The organism is Variovorax humicola (genome assembly GCF_037889915.1).
Lineage (GTDB): Bacteria > Pseudomonadota > Gammaproteobacteria > Burkholderiales > Burkholderiaceae_C > Variovorax > Variovorax humicola.
Genome location: NZ_JBBKZV010000050.1, coordinates 13069 through 28603, shown reverse-complemented (window position 1 = coordinate 28603; position 15535 = coordinate 13069). Strand labels below are relative to the sequence as shown.

At 64.4% G+C, this 15535-nt stretch carries 17 protein-coding genes and 2 pseudogenes; 5 read left to right on the top strand and 14 right to left on the bottom strand.

What is annotated here, in order from left to right; translation table 11 throughout:
• From WKW80_RS34735 to WKW80_RS34720, 4 genes and pseudogenes are all read left to right on the top strand, one after another.
• A pseudogene (locus WKW80_RS34735) lies at nt 1–221 on the top strand (S-(hydroxymethyl)glutathione dehydrogenase); the annotation flags it as partial.
• Nucleotides 221–1096, top strand: coding sequence for an S-formylglutathione hydrolase (gene fghA, locus WKW80_RS34730; protein ID WP_340368121.1), 876 nt, complete (start codon nt 221–223; stop codon nt 1094–1096). The pseudogene WKW80_RS34735 and the gene fghA, both read left to right, overlap by 1 nt.
• Before the next feature lie 202 nt (nt 1097–1298).
• Entirely contained in the window at nt 1299–1517 is a 219-nt protein-coding gene (locus WKW80_RS34725) for a hypothetical protein (RefSeq protein WP_340368120.1), read from the top strand.
• Between the two features lie 146 nt (nt 1518–1663).
• Nucleotides 1664–2404: a TetR family transcriptional regulator gene (locus WKW80_RS34720; RefSeq protein WP_340368119.1), complete on the top strand. Its 741-nt coding sequence runs from the start codon at nt 1664–1666 to the stop codon at nt 2402–2404.
• A gap of 288 nt (nt 2405–2692) precedes the next feature.
• Here the strand turns inward: WKW80_RS34720 and WKW80_RS34715 are convergent, their stop codons facing one another.
• Entirely contained in the window at nt 2693–3442 is a 750-nt protein-coding gene (locus tag WKW80_RS34715; RefSeq protein ID WP_340368118.1) for an SDR family NAD(P)-dependent oxidoreductase, read from the bottom strand.
• 147 nt (nt 3443–3589) lie between these two features.
• Complete coding sequence (locus tag WKW80_RS34710; protein ID WP_340368117.1) at nt 3590–4054, bottom strand: Ohr family peroxiredoxin; 465 nt, start codon at nt 4052–4054, stop codon at nt 3590–3592.
• Nucleotides 4055–4281: 227 nt separating this feature from the next.
• On the opposite strand from WKW80_RS34710, the gene WKW80_RS34705 reads away from it, so the two are divergent.
• Nucleotides 4282–5196 carry a LysR family transcriptional regulator gene (locus tag WKW80_RS34705; RefSeq protein ID WP_340368116.1) on the top strand — a complete coding sequence of 305 codons (915 nt, stop codon included), beginning with the start codon at nt 4282–4284 and terminating at the stop codon, nt 5194–5196.
• 226 nt (nt 5197–5422) lie between these two features.
• Here the strand turns inward: WKW80_RS34705 and WKW80_RS34700 are convergent, their stop codons facing one another.
• The 12 genes and pseudogenes from WKW80_RS34700 to WKW80_RS34645 form a co-directional block, all read right to left on the bottom strand.
• Nucleotides 5423–5632: a hypothetical protein gene (locus WKW80_RS34700; RefSeq protein WP_340368115.1), complete on the bottom strand. Its 210-nt coding sequence runs from the start codon at nt 5630–5632 to the stop codon at nt 5423–5425.
• Nucleotides 5633–5643: 11 nt separating this feature from the next.
• Complete coding sequence (locus tag WKW80_RS34695) at nt 5644–6549, bottom strand: GNAT family N-acetyltransferase (RefSeq protein ID WP_340368114.1); 906 nt, start codon at nt 6547–6549, stop codon at nt 5644–5646.
• A 296-nt stretch (nt 6550–6845) separates the two neighbouring features.
• Nucleotides 6846–6965: pseudogene (locus tag WKW80_RS37725) on the bottom strand (FAD-dependent oxidoreductase); the annotation flags it as partial.
• A gap of 137 nt (nt 6966–7102) precedes the next feature.
• Nucleotides 7103–9562: an arylsulfatase gene (locus WKW80_RS34685; protein WP_340368113.1), complete on the bottom strand. Its 2460-nt coding sequence runs from the start codon at nt 9560–9562 to the stop codon at nt 7103–7105.
• A 382-nt stretch (nt 9563–9944) separates the two neighbouring features.
• Nucleotides 9945–10250: a redoxin domain-containing protein gene (locus WKW80_RS34680; protein WP_340368112.1), complete on the bottom strand. Its 306-nt coding sequence runs from the start codon at nt 10248–10250 to the stop codon at nt 9945–9947.
• A 4-nt stretch (nt 10251–10254) separates the two neighbouring features.
• Entirely contained in the window at nt 10255–10650 is a 396-nt protein-coding gene (locus WKW80_RS34675) for a nuclear transport factor 2 family protein (RefSeq protein ID WP_340368111.1), read from the bottom strand.
• A gap of 277 nt (nt 10651–10927) precedes the next feature.
• Entirely contained in the window at nt 10928–11539 is a 612-nt protein-coding gene (locus tag WKW80_RS34670; RefSeq protein WP_340368110.1) for a glutathione S-transferase N-terminal domain-containing protein, read from the bottom strand.
• A gap of 20 nt (nt 11540–11559) precedes the next feature.
• Nucleotides 11560–11976 carry an ester cyclase gene (locus WKW80_RS34665; RefSeq protein WP_340368109.1) on the bottom strand — a complete coding sequence of 139 codons (417 nt, stop codon included), beginning with the start codon at nt 11974–11976 and terminating at the stop codon, nt 11560–11562.
• 35 nt (nt 11977–12011) lie between these two features.
• Nucleotides 12012–12941: a glutathione S-transferase family protein gene (locus tag WKW80_RS34660; protein WP_340368108.1), complete on the bottom strand. Its 930-nt coding sequence runs from the start codon at nt 12939–12941 to the stop codon at nt 12012–12014.
• Nucleotides 12942–12956: 15 nt separating this feature from the next.
• Nucleotides 12957–13715 (bottom strand): SDR family NAD(P)-dependent oxidoreductase, encoded by a 759-nt coding sequence (locus tag WKW80_RS34655; RefSeq protein ID WP_340368107.1) that lies wholly within the window; start codon nt 13713–13715, stop codon nt 12957–12959.
• On the bottom strand, nt 13712–14884 hold the full coding sequence (locus WKW80_RS34650; RefSeq protein WP_340368106.1) for a flavin reductase: 1173 nt from the start codon (nt 14882–14884) through the stop codon (nt 13712–13714). Before WKW80_RS34650 ends, WKW80_RS34655 begins: the two co-directional genes overlap by 4 nt.
• 33 nt (nt 14885–14917) lie before the next feature.
• Nucleotides 14918–15514 (bottom strand): glutathione S-transferase N-terminal domain-containing protein, encoded by a 597-nt coding sequence (locus tag WKW80_RS34645; RefSeq protein ID WP_340368105.1) that lies wholly within the window; start codon nt 15512–15514, stop codon nt 14918–14920.
• Between the last annotated feature and the right edge of the window lie 21 nt (nt 15515–15535).

Sequence of the window (15535 nt, the reverse complement as noted above, 5' to 3'; positions counted from 1 at the left end):
GCACGCGGCCGTTCCAGCTGGTGACCGGGCGCAAGTGGGAGGGCTCGGCCTTCGGCGGGGCGCGCGGGCGCACCGACGTGCCGAAGATCGTCGACTGGTACATGGAGAACAAGATCAACATCGACGACCTGATCACGCACACCATGCCGCTGGAGGACATCAACAAGGGTTTCGAGCTGATGAAGCGTGGCGAGTCGATTCGCGGCGTGGTCGTCTACTGATGCGCCATTTGCCCAAGGTATTGGCCGAGCACCGCTGCTTCGGTGGCATGCAGCGCTTCCTGGAGCACGATTCGCACGAGATCGGTCTGCCGATGCGCTTCTCGATCTTCCTGCCGCCGCAGGCGGCCATCGGCAAGGTGCCGGCGCTGATGTACCTCGCGGGACTGACCTGCAACGAAGAGACTTTCATGGCCAAGGCCGGCGCCCAGCGCATGGCGGCGGAGCTCGGCATCGCGCTGATCGCGCCCGACACCAGCCCGCGTGGCGCCCATGCGCCGGGTGAGGCCGAGAGCTGGGACTTCGGTGTCGGTGCCGGCTTCTATCTCGACGCGACCGAGGCGCCATGGTCGAAGCACTGGCGCATGGAGAGCTACCTATTGAAAGAGCTGCTGCCCCTGCTTGGAGAATGCCTGCCGCTCGACATGCAGCGGCTCGGCCTGTTCGGCCATTCGATGGGCGGGCATGGCGCGCTGACGCTGGCGCAGCGCCATCCGGGCGTGTTCAAGTCGCTGTCGGCTTTTGCGCCGATCTGCGCGCCCATGCAGTGTCGGTGGGGCCAGAAAGCCTTCGCCCGCTACCTTGGCGCTGAAGGCCCTCGATGGCGCGCGCACGATGCCACCGCACTGATGCTCAAGCAGCCAGTGGCGCCTTTCCCGAAGGGCATCCTGATCGACCAAGGTTTGCAAGACAAGTTCCTCGCGGACCAATTGCACCCCGAACTCTTCTGGGCCGCTTGCGGCGCGGTCGGCCAGCCGCTTTCTCTGCGCCGACATGCGGGATACGACCACGGCTACCACTTCATTCAGAGCTTTGTCGACGACCACTTGCGCCACCACGCGCGAGCTCTGTCGATGGGCGTGAGTGCAAACCCCTAGCACCCCTGGCGCGAACGAATGAAGAATCTATATAAATACAGCAAGTACTACATTCACGATGGGGTCGACGCAGATACAGCAACATCGTGCCCGCGCTTGCGGGCGCAATGTTTGCCAAGTTCCTTGGCTTCGTGTCCCCGACGTTGATTGGCTTTTCCCTTTCCGCAGAGGTCCTGATCTGGGTTGCTGTGGCGGGCGCGGCATGCTGATGGCGGCCTTCTTGGGAGCGATCCTCGTGCGCAGCATCGAGTCCGCATTGTCCGAACGCTTCGGCAACTATTGGCTGCTCGTTCTGGGCGCCGTGTTTGTTGTTGTTGTTGTGGTGGTGGTGGTGGTGGTGGTGGTGGTGGTGGTGGTGGTGGTGTTCTTCCCGACAGGCGTCTTCGGCCAGCTGCTCGCGTTGCCAATTCCTAAACGGTGAAGGCTCTCGAGGCAGCGCGCATCCGGCGGCATCACTGTTGGGCCAAGCGCAAGTGCGGAAGCGACGACGCAGGCTTAGGACAGAATACTGGGCGGCGGCCCCGCCACTGCGGAGCCGAAATGCGGCCTGGCAAGAAAGAGAAGTAGATGCTCAAGAAAGATTCGGCGAAAGACTCCGTCGCGAAGAAGCCGCGAACCAAGGTCTCGCCGACGCAGCGGATGGACGACGGTGGCCCGACCCGGAGAGGCGCGCCTCAAGCCCGCTCCGCGCAACTCGAGGCTCGCATCCTTGAGTCGGCGGTGGACGAATTCGCCGAACACGGCTTTTCTGGCGCTCGGATCGAGCGCATTAGCCAGCGCGCTGAGACGGTGGACCGCATGCTGTATTACTACTACGGCAACAAGGACCGGCTCTACCAGGCGGTTCTGGAAAAGATCTACGCGGACATGATCGGCGCGCAGCGTGACTTCGTGATGCCTGACGATCCGATCGCGGGCATGCGCGAGTTGATCGAGCATTCGTGGGATCACTACGTTGCCCATCCGGATCTCGTTCGGTTGCTCATGAACGAAAATCTACTGCGCGGCAAGTACATTCAGGAATCCAAAAAGGTCGAGGAGACTTCTTTCCCCCTGGTGCAAACTGTGTCTGTGCTGCTGGCGAAGGGCCAGAAGAAGGGCGTTTTTCGCAAGGACGTATCTTCGGAACACGTTCTGATGACCATCATGTCTCTCGGCTTCTTCTATGTCTCGAACCAGTACACGTGTTCACGCTGGATTGGCGTCGATCTGATGACAAGGCCACGCCGCAACAAGTGGCGGGCACACATCTGCGAGGTTGTACTGGAGTTTCTCGAGGCCCGCGAAAGGGCGCTTGGTCCAGCGTGATGAGAAGGGATCAAGGTGACTCCCCAATAGTGCGTGCGTCCGATGGCTGTTGCGTGATTTGCCGCGCGGGTGCCGTGCGATTCAGCGATGAGGAATTCTTCAGCTGCGGCAGGCGCAAGCGGCTCGCCCAGGCAGCGGCGTTGCGGATGCGATGGAAGAGGGCGCGCCCTCCATTGATGATCGGCGGTGCGTCTTCGGAATGCGGCACTTGCTGGCGTATTCATCCGTATCGAGCTCGCTGCTTCGACAGACTTTGAGTTTCGCCCCTGCCCTTGCCGAGTTTGGCGATCACGCCGCAGCTCCTCCGTCGACGTCGAGTGATATGCCCGTGATGAAACTGGCGTCGGGGCTTGCGAGAAAGGCTACCGCCGCCGCGATCTCTTCGGGCCGGCCGTAGCGGCCGAGCGGAATGGCTGCCTTTTGCACGGCGGCGAAGTCACCGTCCTGCGGGTTCATCTCTGTGTCGACCGAGCCAGGCTGCACGGTGTTGACTGTGATGCCGCGCGGGGCGAGGTCGCGCGCCCAGCCGCGGGTGTAGGCGGACACTGCTGCCTTCGTCGCCGAATAGTCGGCCACACCCGGCCAGGGCGTGCGATCGGCGGCGGCGGAGCCGATCGAGATGATGCGGCCGTGGTCGCTGATGAGCGGCACTGCCGCGCGCACGGCAGCGGCCACGCCGCCGACGTTGATAGCGAACTGGCGTTCCAAGGCGGCAACGTCGCTGTCGGGCGCGCCGACCTGGCCGACCACGAACACGCCGGCGTTGTTTACGAGGATGTCGAGCTTGCCGAAACGTCGTACGGCATTGTTCACCAGCGCTTCGACCTGCAGCGGGTCGGCTTGGTCGGCCTGAAAGGCTGCGGCGCGCGCGCCCAGATCCTTCAATTCCTTCACCAGCGCCTCGGCGCGGTCGGCGGAGGCCGAATAACTGATGGCGACGTCGGCGCCGTCCTGCGCCAGGCGGCGCGCGATGGCGGCACCGATGCCGCGTGAACCGCCGGTGACGAGGGCGACTTTGTTGGCGAGGGGCTTGGACATGCTGTTCTCCGAGAGAAGGTGAGGGTGACGCGATCAAATGTGTGGGATCGGACCCTGCGCCGACCAAAGGTGGGCGGGACCCGAAAACTTCCTTGCTGCACTCGCTGTCGAGTGACAGCGAGGCTCGGTGCCCGAGGAGGCCGCGGACTACGCTGCCAGGGCGTCCGCGGCAACGACGTTCGTGGCGACGTCGATGTTGCCGTGAACGGCCTTCGAGTATGGGCACATGTCATGCGCTGCATGCGCGATGGCTTCTGCCAAGTCGAGTGCGACGCCGGGCATGCGCACATCGATCCGGGCCTGGATGAAGTACGCGTCGCGGGTCTGGCCGAGGTCCACTTCGATGTCGACTGACATGTCGGAGGGCAGCGCCACCTTCTTCGCCTTGGCTGCGACGCCGAGTGCGCCGGTGTAGCAGGCCGACCAGGCTCCGGCGAACAACTGCTCCGCGGTCGGATGCAACTGGATCGCCTTGAGCACGATTTCATTGCCGGCCTTGCCAGGAGTCGACATCTGAATGTCGACGCGGTCATCGCTGCGCGGGCCCTCACGGCGGCTGGCCGTCGTATGGGTCTTGCCCGTCATCAGCACGGTTTGGATCTTGGTGGTCATTTCGGATTCCTTTTCGGTTTGGTTTGCCCTGTAAACGGAGCGCAGACGCATGTGTGCGCCGTGCGCCATAGGCATCGCGATAGGGCGTGGATCGCTTGCCGGGTACAGATGAAAGGGGGCGGAAGGCAGGAGGTGAGTGGCGATGGCATGAAGTGTCGGGTCGGACCCTGCGCCGACCAAGATGGTGGGCGGGACATGTTTATTTCCAGTTGGCCAATAATCCGGCGATGGACCAAATCGCAGCCATGCGCGTCTTCGCCCGGGTCGTCGAAGCCGGCACCTTCACGCGGGCGGCCGACTTGCTGCAGATGCCAAAGCCCAGCGTGACCAAGCTGGTCCAGCAACTGGAGAGCCACTTGCGTGTGAGGCTGCTGCAGCGTACGACGCGGCGTGTCACGGTGACGCCGGAGGGCGCCGCCTACTACGAGCGCATCTCGCGGGTGCTGGCCGAGATCGACGACATAGAGGCCGATGTCACGAATGCACAGGCCAGCCCCAGAGGCCGTCTGCGTGTGGACATCGGCTCCTCGCTGGCCAACCGGATCCTGATTCCCAGGCTGCCGGCGTTCCACGCGCGCTACCCGGACATCCTGCTCGAGCTCGGCGTGGGCGACCGGCCGGTCCACCTGATCGGCGAAGGGGTGGATTGCGTGCTCCGCGGCGGCGTGCTGAGCGACCCGTCGCTGGTGGCGCGCCGCGTCGCGCACATGCCCTACATGACCTGCGCGACACCCGATTACCTCAAGCGCCACGGTGCGCCCAAGACGCCGGCTGACCTGCTCGACGGGCATCGGGTGGTGAGCTATTTCTCGTCGCGCACGGGGCGCTACCTTCCGCCGCGCTACGAGCGCGGCGACGAGCGCATCGAGATCAATGGGCATGCCGTCATCGCGGTCAACGAAAGCACGGCCCACCTGACGGCGCTGCTGGCCGGGCTCGGCGTGGCGCAGACCTTTGCCTTCATGGCGCAGCCGCACATCGAGAGCGGGGCGCTGGTTGAGTTGCTGGCCGACTGGGAGCCGCCGCCGATTCCCGTGTCGGTAGCCTACCCGTCCAGCCGGCACCTGAGCGCCAAGCTGCGCGCCTTTGTCGACTGGGCGGTGGAAGTCTTCGCGCCGTACGGTTCCGCCCGTCGACGGTGAGAGGGCACAAACGCCTGCAGCATCAGCTCCTGCGCAACGAACCGATGAGCACCAGATGCCGATCAATCGCCGCCAGCTTGGCAGCCCCCGCCCGAGCGACGAGCCGGACTTGCCGTGCACCGCGCATCGCGGCCCTGCGTCAGGCTGAGCTCGTCCGTTAGCTTGTCAATGTCTCGCAGACGGCCATCAGCCCATCGGCTGTATCGCCAGTGCCCGAAATGGGCACCTACCCAGACAGCGTCGGGGCGCTCAATTCCCGCGGCGGGCTCAGGAGTCCAGTTGCGGTCTTGCGCGCCCAGGTCCAGTGACCCAACTCGGCCTGCGATTCGCGCGCTGTGGCCAGGTCCATGGTGTGCGAGTTGGAGCCGGTGGCGGCCGGGTAGAGCTGGAGGAAACGATCGGCCTTGTTGCGCCGATGCTGACCGAACGCGTCCATGCGGCGGTACATCAATGCCGCTTTCGGTCGCGCCGAAGATCCTTTTGGAACCAGTGGTGCGCATACGGTTCATCATTGAACGCCTCGACCTCGGCGAATCCGGCTGTCTCGTAAAGATGCCTTGCCTCAGTGAGTGAGCGGTTCGTCTCCAGCCGCAGGATCATCATTCCTCGCGCCTCGGCTTCAGCCGCCAGTCGCTCGAGCAGACGCCGCCCCAATCCAAGGCCGCGGACGTCCGGAGATGTCCACATTCGTTTCACCTCGGCAATCCGTGCGTCCGGATGAAACTTGAGCGCTCCGCACCCCACCGGAGACCCCAGCAAGTTCGCGACCAGTAGCAGTCCGTTCGGCAACGTCATCTCTTCGTCGCTGGCGGAGATGCTCTGGGCAGGGTCGAAACCCGTATCGAATCGGCGGCCAAGCTCCTCGAAGTACGACCGCAGACAATGCCGGGAGTCGCGGTCAGGCGGGTCGACGATCTGAACCCGCACCTGCGATGCCAGGATGAGTCTTTCCACGTCGATCATTGCGCCAATCAGACGATCTCGCTGCGATTCCGTCAGCGCTTCCAGCATCGATGCAGCGAGCTCATCAGATGAGCTTTCCAACACTGCCCGCTCCGCGAGGCCATTGCGAGTTAGTTGCACCCGTCGTACGCGGCCGTCGCTGTCATCGGCATCGGTGGTCACTAGTCCGTCTGCCTCCAGCCGGCGCAACTGTCGGCTGAAGTACCCCGAGTCCAAGCCAAGTCGAGCGCGTAGCTGGCGTACCTCAGACCCGGTGGGCTCGATTTCCCATAGCAGTCGCGACAACCCCAGCGAGCGCCCACGAGAAAGATAGGCATCGTCCAGCGCCCCGACTCGCTGAGTGATTGCGCGGTTGAATCGCCGTACCACGTCGATCTGATCTTTCCTCATCATCTGACTATAGTCAGACAACGCCGTATTGACAAGGTGAGCCGGCGACGGACAGTTCGCGCCCTCCGTTGACGCTGTAGGCAAGCGGCTCGCACCGAACCGCGGCGACCAGGCTGTCGACAATCGAGGTCACGGGCCCGAACCTCCGACGAACACGCTACCTCCCGCGTTGCGAAGCTTTGCCTTTATCAATGGAAGGCAGGCATTTCGACATGACGTCCGAGTGCGGAAGATCGGCATAGACCACGCAACAGCGGGAACACCCCGGCCGGCATCAGGATCAGCGGATTGCCCTTGTCGCTGGGGCCAGCCTCGAGCAGGCAGACCGTGTAGCGCCCACTCTCCGACAAGCGGTGGGCTACGGCACAGCCAGCAGACCCCCCGCCGACGACGATGAAGTCGTATTCCTGCACGATGACTCTCTATCTATTGATCCACGATGGGCCGCCTTCGCATTCCTCGCCCGAACGCATCGCCGGGCGACGGGCCGCTTCGTCGATTGCTTCGGGTCGCCTCAGTTCGCATCGCTGGCCACAGACCACGGTCAACTCGGCTATTCGCGCGCTCTCGCGACTGCCACGGTGCCTTCGTGCAAGGCTTTCCGGTCGGCCTGTGCAAGCTTGGCGTGCTCGAGATGGATGGTGAGCTTCGCGAGCTTGCCGGTGAAGCGGTAGGGCATCTTGTCGGCGTAGTCCTCCACAACCGGTGTGCCAGTGTCTTCGCCCACATCGAAGGTTTCGTCGAAGGAGAAGCGGGCGCGGATGGTGCGGTCGATACGCCCTTGCGCAACCTGCTTGCCGTCGACACTCAGGGTCCCGGTTCCGCCCTTGCCGAGGCCGCCGCCGTCGTACTTGAAGTCGAAGGCAATGGTGTGCTTGCCCGGCGTCAGCGCGTCCTTCGACGTCACGCGGTACGTCGAATCCGCCCGGTTCGTGAAGGCATAGGCGAACGCCGGCTTGTTGTCGTTGACCAGCAATGCCCACCCGCCAAAGCGACCGCCCAGGGTGCCCAGCACGCCGCTGGCCGTTCCGCTGGCGGGGACCTCGACCTCGGCTGTCACGCTGAAGGACTTGTTCTTCACATCCGGTGCGCTGGCCTCCGGAATCCGGGTCATGCCCGCGTAGTACACAAAGTCATTGCGGCCGCGCGTGAGGCTGGGGCGGATGGCGGGATCGACCCGCTCTGCCATCGAGGAGTCCAGCGGATAGACGTTGTACTTCTTCGCCTCCTGGTCGAACACCTGCTGCATTTCCTTGAGCTTGGCGGGATTGCTCGCTGCAAGGTTGTTGGCCTGCGTGAAGTCCTTCGTGATGTCGTAGAGCTCCCACTTGAAGTCGTCAGGGCTCGGGGTCACGCCGTAGTTCACCCAGGGCAGGCGCAGCGGCGTGGTCGAAGCCATCCAGCCGTTGTGATAGATGCCGCGGTTGCCCATCATCTCGAAGTACTGCGTCGGATGCTTCGTCGGGGCATTGGCGTTGTCGAACGCATAGAGCAGGCTCGCACCTTCGAGCGGCTTCTGCTTCACACCAGCCAGAACATCGGGAAACTTGACGCCGGCCGCCTCGAGGATGGTCGGCGTGATGTCGGTGACATGTGAAAACTGGCTGCGCAACCCGCCGGTCTGTTTGATGCGCTTCGGATACGAGATGACCAGGCCGTTGCGCGTGCCACCGAAGTGCGAGGCGACCTGCTTGGTCCATTGAAAGGGCGTGTCCATCGCGAGCGCCCAACCCACCGGATAGTGGTTGTAGGTCCGTTCGCCACCCAGGTCATCGACGATCGACGCGAGGTACTCGATGCTTTCGTCAACGCCGTTGGCATTCACGCCGATCTCGTTCGCGGTGCCTTGCAGCGAGCCTTCGGCGCTGGCGCCGTTGTCGCCCATGATGTAGATGATCATGGTGTTGTCGAGTTCGCCCAATTCGGCCACCGTGTTGATGACGCGTCCGATTTGCTCGTCCGCGTGCGACAACGCGCCGGCGTAGACCTCCATCATCCGGGTGTAGACGGTCTTCTGCTGAGGCGTCAGGCTGTCCCACGCGGGGACCTCCTTCGGGCGTGGCGTCAATTGAGCGTCGGCGGGAATCACGCCCAGCTTTTTCTGGCGCGCCAGTGTTTCTTCGCGCACCTTGTCCCAACCCTGGTCGAACTGGCCTTTGAACTTCGCGATCCACTCCTTCGGCGCGTGATGCGGCGCATGCGCCGTTCCCGTGACGTAGTAGGCGAAGAAAGGCTTTTGTGGCGCCACGGCGTGCTGCATGCGGATCCACCCGATCGCCTTGTCCGCCATCAGATCATCGAAATGCTTCGGGCTGGCTCCTCGCTGCTCCGGGGCTTCGTAGGGCAGCGTGTTTTCGAAGATCGGCGTGCGCCACTGGTTCGCATCTCCGCCAAGGAAGCCAAAGAAGTAGTCGAAACCCAAGCCAGTGGGCCAGTAGCGAAACGGCCCGGCCTGGCTGGTCTGCCAGTCAGGTACGTTGTGATCCTTGCCGAACCACGCCGTGGTGTAGCCGTTTTCCCTGAGGATCTGGCCGACTGTGCCGACGCTGCGCGGCGTCAGCGTGTTGTAGCCGGGGTAGCCGGTCCCGAACTCCATGATGTTGCCGGTAGCGGCCGAGTGATGATTGCGCCCGGTGATCAACGCGGCACGCGTGGGCGAACACAGCGCGGTGGTGTGGAACTGGTTGAAACGCAGCCCGTTGGTCGCAAGCCCGTCCATGGTCGGCGTCGGGATTGGTCCGCCAAAAGTGCTGGCGGCACCAAAGCCCACATCGTCGGTCATGATGAGCAGCACATTGGGCGCGCCCTTTGGCGCCTCGACTTCCTTCGGAAAGTCGGGACTCGACACCTTGGCCGTGCGGCCGATCTTGCCCTTGAACGGCGCATCGGGATAGGGCAGGACTGTTGCCGAGTTGGCGCTGGCGGATCGCTGGGACTGCGCGATAGCGAAGCCTGGGGCTGCGACGGCGATGCCGGCGGCAATGACGCAGGTCAGCAAGGTGCGTTTCTGCATGAGGAACTCCTGGTTGTCGCACTCCGACACCTGCGCCGGAATGGTTTGGGACGGGATCTTCCGCCCACAAGGAGTCTGTTCGCTATGCAGAAGGCGAAAGTGCGCGGCTTCGCAATCTGCATAGCAGCCATCAAGCTGCAGTTCCAGGAATTCAGTCTTGGCACGATGGAGTGATTGGGTGGTCGATCGAGATTACCTCTTCGGGGAGACGCCCTCCATGACCCTGGCGCGGAGTTCCGACCGCTGAGGGCGCATCCGACTCCAGCACTCAACCAGTGATCTGATGCGCAACTACGGGTGCGCTTGGCACCGAGCGCGCGCCGAACGCCGTCGTGGCCATTCACGGTCGCATGCACCTTACTCGACCCCTCGCCGATCTGGGTCAGCTAGTTGCTAGTCTGGTATGACCGCCATCGGGCCGATAGCGAAAATACAGGCGGGCGCGCTTCACCGGCGTGTTGATCACCGCCAGGGTCTCGACGCCTACGGCATGCAAGGCAGGCTGCTCGCCGGCAAGCTTCAGTACCTGGCGACGGCAGAACGGGCCGTGCAGCCCACGATACAAGCCAATGAGGAACAGGCGACCACGCAAGCTGTCGAGGGAGACCATTCCTTCGACGTTGGCCGACGGAAGCGAGAACGCCGGCGCTATTTCTCCCGGCTGAAGCGGGCGTCTCTGGTCTCCCATGGGATCACTTGGCCAACCTGGCGGCACTGTCCTCGGTCCCAAACCACCGGGCAATCTTGCCGCTCTCGTCCATCACTGCGACCTGAATCCACTCCGTCTCATAAACCTTCCCATCGGGAAGGGCCCGTCCCTTGGAGCGACCGATGGTTGTCACATGGCCTGGACCCTCGAGGAATTCGACGGGCTCGAAACCCAGTATCTCGGTGCTTTGAGCCAGCGCCCCGAAGAACCCGGCCACGTCTTGCTTGCCTTTGAATGTTCCGCCGTAGGGAGTGCCCAATTCGGATTTGGAGAAAAAGCGCCACTCCACGTCGTCGGAGAGCAAGTCCAGCAGGGCCGGAATGTTGCCGCTGCCGAAGGCCGCATAGGCTTGCTTGGAGATTTCGAGTGATTTACCCATGGCCGCTCCTCGTGATTTGAATGACTTGGTAGATTAGTTCTGCAGGCAACCTTGCGGCCGCAATCAAACGTAAGAGGTTGAGAGGCCCCGGAGACATCTCGCCGTTTTTCGGTTGGGACCCGGAGAAGCGGTGGTGGATAGGCGAGGCGCTGAATTCGGACCAGGCGCGGGCCGGTCAGGCGCGCTGGTAGCGTCGCGAGTTAGAAGTTCGCAGACAAAATCTCTCGACGCTTGCGTCAGCCGCAGACGCGCCGGCAGAGTGGCAAGAACTGCTGTCTCAGTGGGGCATCGTCTTGCCAAAGGACGGCCTTTCGCGCAACCGCCGCGACAGCGCATCCAGCGCGGGTAACGCCGGCATCCACGGCGCATCGGCAAAGCGGAAGCACAAGTAGTCGAGCGCGACCACCGCGCAGATCGCGTCCAGCGTGGGCGCGCCATCCGTGGCGAGCGGTACGCGTCTGGCGATTTCTTCCAGCCGCGCCATGCCCTCGGCCATCGTTCGCCGGCGGCGCAGTCCCACGGGGGTTTCGTCGAAAAGCACGGGCGCTGTCGACTTGCGCGTGATGATCGTGTGCACCGCTGCGTCGATTACTCCCAGTGCGATGCCTGCGCGCGAGAGAGTTGCGAGCGTGTCGTGGCCAAGCAGGCTCGGGTGCTCGGGCGGCGGGCGCTCGCGCTCGAGCCACTGCACGATCAGCAGGCTCTCGGGCAGGGGCGTACCGTCGTCGGTAATCAGTGTGGGCACGCGCGTCGCCACGTTGGCGTCGCGCAGGCGCTGGTCGTCGGCCCAGGGGTCGACGATGGTCGGTTCGATGTCCAGGCCTTTTTCAATGAGCGCCACCCGGGCGATGCGTACGAAAGGCGATGTAGTGTTGGCGAGCAGTTGCATCCAGGCCTCCGCTGGGGCGCTCAGGCGGGCAGGGCGCCGAGTTGCTTCATCATGCCGAGGTTGTCCAGCAACGCCCAGTGCTCGATGAGCACGCCATCGCGGATCTGGAACAGGTCGAGCACGGGCACCTCGATGCGCTTGCCCGTGGCGGCCAGGTCGCCGAAGGCACCGGTGTGGGTCGCATGGATGGTCAGTCGCACGAGGACCTTCTCCCCCTCTGCAACGAAATCCTCCAGCGGCAGCTGCATGTCGGGAAAGGCCGGCATCAGCGCGTCGTGGAGCTTGGCGACGCCATCGGGGCCCTTCACCTCGAAGGGCAAGCCCGGGTCGTGGCGCACGAATCCCGGCGCAATGTGTTTCTTCATCCATTCGGTGTCGCCGGCCAGGAAGGCCTTGAAGTAATCGCGGCAGAGTTGCTTGTTGGATTCGAGGGACATGCTTGTCTTCTCCTTGTTGGTTGTGCTGGATGGGCTCAGGCGGCGACCACGTCGAAGCCCAGGCGCGGGAAGTGGACGTGCAGATCGCCGGCCTGCGGGTCGCTGCGACGGATGACGATTTCGCTGTCGCTGGCTGCGACCAGCATGCCGCTCACCGGCACGCGCGCGTTGTCGTCGGGCGTGACCGTGACGGAAGCGCCAGCGCGCAGGCCCCCGGGGTCGCCATCGGGTTGGATGTGCGTGACGGCGGCCGGGGTCGCGTCGCGCGCGGCTGCCATGGCACCCTCGGCGCTCATCGGCTCGGGCTTGCCGTGGCCGATGGTTCCTATCCGATCGAACCACGGCACCAGGGGACCATCATGGCCGGCCATCGCATCCACCTCGGCCGGGCAATTCTTGCGCAGCAGGAAGATGGTCTGGTAGCAGGCCAGGTCCAGTGCGCTCGGCGCATCGCCGAAGATGAACTTGCGGCCGTCGGCCAGCGCAACCTTGAGCCACGCGTATTGCGCAGCGACGCGCTGGCGATGCAGGTGCAACTCCGGCGCCATCGCGGTCTTGCTCATGTCGAAACCGAGATAGCCTTCCTTGCGGTCCTTGATGAACTCGGGCGGCAACTGGTCGCCGATGAAATGCGAGAGGATGCCGATGGTGGGAACCCACATCGCGCGTTCCCACGCAAAGGCCAGGCCCCGCGCCACGCCTTCGCTGCCTGCGGGATACAGGCTCGGCGCCGGGTAAAGCCGTTCGAGCGCGGGCAGGATGATGTTGGTGTCGCAGTAGATGTCCGCACCGATCTGCAGGACGGGCACGCGGCGGTAGCCGCCCGTCAGCGGTTCGAGCAGGGGCCGCGGCGGCAAGGGCGCGATGTCCACTGAACGCCAGGCCAGCCCCTTGAGCCCGAGGGTCACGCGCACCTTCTCGGAAAACGGGGACAGCGGGTAGTGGTGCAGGATGATTTCGGGCATGGAGTGACCCTTGCTTCAATACATGATGTGGCCACCGTCGACCACGATGGTCTGCCCCGAGACGAATCCCGCCAAGTCGGAGAGCATGTACAGCGCGGTGCCCACCAGGTCGTCGGGCTTTTGTTCGCGCGACAACGCGCGCGCCTTCAGGAAGCTCTGCTGCCATTCCGCGGGCCGGTCGCGCGTTGCATCGGTGATGACGAAGCCCGGCGCGATCACGTTCACGCGCACGCCATGCTGGCCCACTTCCTTGGCCAGGCCCTTGGTCATCGACAGCACCGCGCCCTTGCTTGCCACGTAGTGCAGGTAGCCGGGCTGCCCCGCCACGGCCACGACCGATGCGATGTTGACGATGCTGCCGCTGCGCTGGCTGCGCATCGCGGGCATCACGGCCCGGCAGCATTGCCACACGCCCTTGACGTTGACGTTGAAGATGCGGTCCCACACGGCCGGGTCGATCTCCTCGAACTCGGTGAGCTTGACCTCGCGGAAGTAGGCCGCGTTGTTGACCAGGCCGTCAATGCGGCCGAAGCGTTTCAGCGTGACATCGGCCATCGCGCGCACCGACTGCTCGTCCGACACGTCGACCCGCACGGCCAGCGCCCGGCCGCCGGCCTGCTCGACCAGGGCGATCGTCTCGTCGGCGGCGTTCATGTCCGCCGCGACGACGTTGGCGCCCTGTGCGGCGCAACCCAGCGCAAAGGCCTGGCCGATGCCGGTGGCTGCGCCGGTGACGATGACCGTTCGGCCGGAAAGCAGGTCGTGCGTGGTCATGCATGCACCTCATCGCGGACGGGTTGTTCGGTCTGGGCGGTCGCCAGCTGCGACGTACGCTTGAGGTGGTCGACCAGCCGCTTGCCAGCTGCCTGCAGCGAGTCGTACGAACGGATCACGATCGCGTGGCGGCGCCGCGCCCAGGGTTCGTCCAGCTCGACGACCTTGACGTTCATCGCCTTCGAATAGAGGTGCGCCATCTTCAGCGGCAGCATGCCGATGCCCAGGCCCGCCTGCACCATCGCCGCGAGCGCGTCATAGGTATGCACCTGCATCCGGCAGCGCCACGCCTTGTCGAGTTCGGCGGCGGCGCGCTGGATCTGCAGGTTGATCTGGCTGCCGGTGTGCAGCCCGACGTAGTCGTAGTCCAGCGTGTCGGCGAACTTCACCGAGGCCTTGCCCGCCAGCGGATGGTTCTCCGGCACGGTCAGCACCAGGCGGTCCTCACGGTAGGGAATCACCTCCATTCCGTTGACCTTCGGGCCTTCCACGATCAGGCCGATGTCGCATGCGTTCTCCTGCACGGCAGTCACCACCGCGGTGCTCACCTTTTCCTCGAGATGGACGTCGATGAGCGGTTGCTTCTTCAGGAAGGTCTCCAGGTCGGATGGCAGGAACTGGGTCAACGTGGAGAGGTTGCTCGCGATGCGTACATGTCCGGTGAGCGATTGCGTCGCGCCCAGCTTGCCGTCGGCAAAGATCAGCGGGCTGATGCCTTCCTCGACGCGTACCGCACTCACGCGTCCGATCACCACCGAGTGGGTGCCGAAGGGCACGACGCTGTCGATGTCGCAGAACAGGTTGCACTGCGCACCTTCCAGGTAGGGCATGCCGCTGTCCTCGTTGCGCCATTCGCCGACCCCGAAGCGCTCGTCGCCCTTGAGGCGGCCGCTGAACGCGGATACCAGGTCCTCGTGCTCGGTCGTCAGCACGTTGACGCAGAAGCGCCCCCGGCCCACCAGGGCGGGGTGGATGCTCGCGCTGTGGTTGACGCAGATCAGCAGCGATGGCGGGTCCATCGTCAGCGAGTTCACTGCCGTTGCGGTCATGCCGTAGCGGTTGCCGTTGACGTCGGCGGTGCTGATGATCGTCACGGTGGACGCAAGCCGGCGCATGGCGCGCTTGAACTCCGTCGTCACCTGGGCGCTGTCGGCGGGTGGGGTGGTCATGGCGAATTTCCTGAAAGGGGTTTCTTGTTCGGATCAGGCGCGCGGCAGGCTGCTCTCGAAAGATGCGCGTGCGTTGAGGCGCACGGCCAGGCGGGTCAGCTTCGGAAGCTCCGGCAGCCAGGCCGCATCGGGGAACCGGAAGCGCACGTAGTCGAGCGCCACGACGCTGGCGATCACCGCGAGGTCGGGCGTGCCCGATTCGAAGGCCGGCGGATCGGCCTCGAGCCGCGACAGGCCTTCGACGATGGTGCGCCGGCGACGCAGCCCGACCGGCGATCCGTCGAAGCCCGCGTCGGTGATCTTGCGACCGATCAGCGTGTGGACGGCAGCATCGATCACGCCCATCGCGATGCCGGCGCGCGAGATCGAGGCGGTCGGGTCGCTGCCGAGCAGCGAAGGCTGCGGCTTCTGCGTCTCGAGCCACAGCACGATCAGCAGCGACTCGGTCAGGGGGCGGCCTTCGTCGGTCAGCAGGGCCGGCACGCGCGCCGCTGCATTGGCCTTCAACAGCGGCGGCGCGTCCGCCCACGGGTCGACCAGGGTCGTGCCGATGTTGGCATGCCCCTTCTCGGCCAGCGCGATGCGCGCGATGCGGGCATAGGGCGAGGTGGTGTTGAGCAACAGTTGCATGGCGTCGTTCTCCTGCGCAGG